The organism is Microbacterium sp. Bi128, from assembly GCF_918698205.1.
Genome location: NZ_CAKKMM010000514.1, coordinates 1 through 3,326, shown reverse-complemented (window position 1 = coordinate 3,326; position 3,326 = coordinate 1). Strand labels below are relative to the sequence as shown.

Annotated in this window: 5 protein-coding genes; 3 read left to right on the top strand and 2 right to left on the bottom strand. The window is 63.5% G+C overall.

Annotated elements, in window-relative coordinates; all coding sequences use genetic code 11:
* Window positions 1–7: 7 nt before the first annotated feature.
* Both LQV45_RS22100 and LQV45_RS22095 read right to left on the bottom strand, forming a co-directional pair.
* Window positions 8–523 (bottom strand): GNAT family N-acetyltransferase, encoded by a 516-nt coding sequence (locus LQV45_RS22100; protein WP_230008838.1) that lies wholly within the window; start codon window positions 521–523, stop codon window positions 8–10.
* Window positions 524–824: 301 nt separating this feature from the next.
* Window positions 825–1,481, bottom strand: a complete 657-nt coding sequence (locus LQV45_RS22095) for a GNAT family N-acetyltransferase (RefSeq protein WP_230008837.1) — start codon at window positions 1,479–1,481, stop codon at window positions 825–827.
* Window positions 1,482–1,716: 235 nt separating this feature from the next.
* On the opposite strand from LQV45_RS22095, the gene LQV45_RS22090 reads away from it, so the two are divergent.
* From LQV45_RS22090 to LQV45_RS22080, 3 genes are all read left to right on the top strand, one after another.
* Entirely contained in the window at window positions 1,717–1,974 is a 258-nt protein-coding gene (locus tag LQV45_RS22090; protein WP_230008836.1) for a DUF1387 domain-containing protein, read from the top strand.
* 219 nt (window positions 1,975–2,193) lie between these two features.
* Complete coding sequence (locus LQV45_RS22085) at window positions 2,194–2,664, top strand: N-acetyltransferase (RefSeq protein WP_230008835.1); 471 nt, start codon at window positions 2,194–2,196, stop codon at window positions 2,662–2,664.
* Between the two features lie 179 nt (window positions 2,665–2,843).
* Entirely contained in the window at window positions 2,844–3,323 is a 480-nt protein-coding gene (locus LQV45_RS22080; RefSeq protein WP_230008834.1) for a hypothetical protein, read from the top strand.
* The last annotated feature ends 3 nt before the right edge of the window (window positions 3,324–3,326 follow it).

The following is a 3,326-nucleotide window of genomic DNA, read 5'->3' as shown; positions in this document are numbered from 1 at the left end:
GAAGAGCTCACTGCGTGGCAGACGCGACCGTTCCGGGCGGGAGGACCCGGCTGTGGCGCTTCTCGGCCACAGCCGGATCTAATCCCGTATCTTCCAGGCTCCCTCCGTCGTCGAGCCAACGGCGGTTGGTGTAGAAGCTGATAGCCCGATCGTTGCCTTTCTCAACCCAGAGAAATGCCCGGTCATAGCCGAGTTCGATCAGCTGTTGTTCCGCGGCCGCGAACAGGACGGAACCTACGCCCTGCGCCCAGCAGTCCGGATGCACGTTGATCGCGTGGAGCTGACCGGTTCCCGGGTCCGGGTCGCCGGCAGCAGGGCCGAGGATGGCGAACCCGGCAACCGCATCGGCGCTTTGGACGACGAGGTGAATGGTCCCTTGCCTGGGTTCAAGGATGTTTCGGCGCCAGGCGGATGCCGCGCGGTCGACGTCGAGACCGTCCAGGTACTCATCGGTCATGACGCCGCGGTAAGTGGCCCGCCAGGCCGCGATGTGGATCTCGGCCAGCCGTGCGGCGTCGTGCACGGTTGCTGCCCTGACACTGATGTCCGGAGTGGTCATGGTCCAGAATCTATCAACTGCGGTCACCGGTGCCGGGCGGCGCGCGCGAGGCGGCGGGCAAGGTAGCCGATGACGAGGACGCTGGCTGCGGCGAGGAGCCACGCAGACATCACAGCACGAATCGACTCCTGCGGTGAGACCCGATTCCTTGGAATTTCGAGGAGTTCCAGTGCCCGGCCCGACACACCCGGAATTAGTTGGAGAATCGGAAAGAAGTGTGGGTCGGTGATGTGTCCGTCAAACAGGACTGGGGTACCGCCGGCGCTCACCAGAACTTCTGCCATGCATGCGGCGACGTCGAGACGCGCCAAGCGGTTGGCCTGGTCCAGGGATTCGCATATTGCCTCCACTTCCGGATCCCGGTCAGTACCGAAGACAAAGCACGCCGCAGCAATCCGGTCATAGGTGACCATGGCGCGTGCACGATTTCATACATTTCCGTCCATGCTTCATTCAGTTGATCCAGAGCTATTCGATCTCCTGTGAGGATGCCGCCACAGCGGTTTTCGTTTGCCCATCGGAGCACTTCAATACTCGCGGTATCGATCTGCTCGGGCGGACACACTTGATAGCGCACAGCTCCCAGCGATCTGTAAAACTCGTGCGCAACCGTGCCCGGATGGGCTTTGACCGACAGTGGCATCCAACGACGCCCTTGAATAGATTTCACCAGTGCCGAACCGATACCCTGCCGCCGGAATTGCTCACGCACGAAAACGTTGACCGTGTCCCGAGTTGGATGGACGCGGTTGGTGGCTGAGACAGCGATCCCCACTGGCTCTGCACCGAACTTTGCCACCAGCGATGATCCCCCGGGGCGCCATTCATCGGCTCTGGCCCATGGCGCGTCGGCTGCGAAGTGATCGGTATCAGCGGCTGTCGCCGGATTGATCACCAGATTTTTTGCTTGTCCGGTCAGCATCTTGGCAGTCTATTCGTTTCAAAGCTGCGGCTTCCGGACGGCATCTTCGAACAAGGAAACAGGTGCTATCCCACCCAGCGACCGGTTGGAAACAGGAACAGAGGCTTTCGGCCGATTCCTTTGGCGCGGTAGCCTGCACTCACACCCTGTATGCCTCTCCCCCGATCGCGATGAGGTCAAATCCCTCCTCGGGCCAGAAGAGTCCAGCAGAACCGTTTTCTTGGAAGGCCACGCCATGTCAGATTCTGAACTTTCCATTCTCCGTGAGCGGGCTGCCCGCGGTGACAACGACGCCATCGGCGAGCTCATCGAGCTGGCCGCGGAGCGGGAAGATTTCGAGGAGCTGCGGCAACTTGCCGACGGCGGCAGCCGCGACGCTGAGGATCAGCTGGTTGAACTCGCCGCTGAGAAGGAAGATCTGGACGAGCTTCGGCGTCTGGCATCCGCCGGCAATACGGACGCGGCCGAAGTTCTGGCCGAGCTCACTGAGTAAGCACTCCCGTATTTCGGCCGGGTCACCGCAGCTGAAATTGACTATGTCAATAGTCGCTGCAGCATCTATGCTGCGCTGAGCCGCAAACGCGGCATCAACTATTCCGTCCACAGGATTGATCAAATGTCGGCGATGGCTCACGGAAAGGGGCACCCTGTGACGTTCGAGAGGCTGGTGGTGCGCGCAGCGAGGCCGGAAGACGCGGCCGAGGTGCGCCGGTTGTCCATCGCCTTCACTCCAGCCGCACAGGAGGTTCCGCCGGAGGTTTTCCATAGCCGTTTCGCCCGGTTCCTTGCCGACGCCTCATGGTGCCTCCCTGTGGCTCCGGCACGCACCAGGCTGCCCGGCTACGGCCTCGCTCAGGATTTCGGGCCGGGCCTGCGGGCTGACTTCACGACGGGCCGGGTCCATGACGTCTTTGTAGACCCCGACACGCGTCTGGCCGGCACCGGCCGGGCCCTCATGAACTTCATCTTCGATTGGTCGCGGGCCAGGCCACAGCCAATGATCCTGGACTGGCAGGCAAGTCCCTCCGCCATCGGCTTTTACGAGGCACTCGGCTTCACCCCCGATCGTGTGGGCGACTTTCCCGAGTATCCGGGCTTCACCCTTGACCACCGATCCGGACACGGCGTGCGCTACATTGCTCTCAACCCGGCGACGGCCCGGGCGATGGAGGGGGACCATTGAAAGCGTCGAAAGAGAACGTGCACCTGCCGCGGACGGACTGCCCAGCGTCCACTCAGCGCACCGCGCGGCGAGCCCGGACGCACCGCTCGGCGTCGGGCCGGCCCGTTGCCGCAACCGTATGGGCCGGTGCTGCCGGCACACTGTACTGGCTGGCGGCCAGCGGAGAACCCAGTGCCGCGATGGACGCCGCACCCTGGCTGGTTCTGGTGTCCTGGTTCGTCTATGCAGTCCAGTGGCGCCCGTGCCTCCGCGTTGAGAGCGGCGGGTTTTTGTTGATCAACGGACTGCGCGACCACCGGATACCGTTCGATACGGTTGAGGACATCGAGGTCCGCTATGCCGTCACCGTCAGGGCCGCGGGCAAGAAGTACGTCAGCTGGGGCGCTCCGACCCCGCCGGGCTCGTTCGACTCCGGCTTTCAGCATGTCAGCGATCTGAAGAGCCGGCCACACAGCATGCTCCCCGGCAATGAGCGCATCCGGCAGCCGGAGGTAGTCACCGGCCGTGACAGGATCGCCCAGGCGTGGCACGACGCCCGCGCCGCTGGACTCCACTCCTCCGGTGGAACAGTGACCACGACGTGGAACCGCCCGGTTCTCGCCACCGGCGTCGCGGCGCTCCTCTGGGTAATCGCTGCGGTCCTGATCCAGCGGGGGTGACAG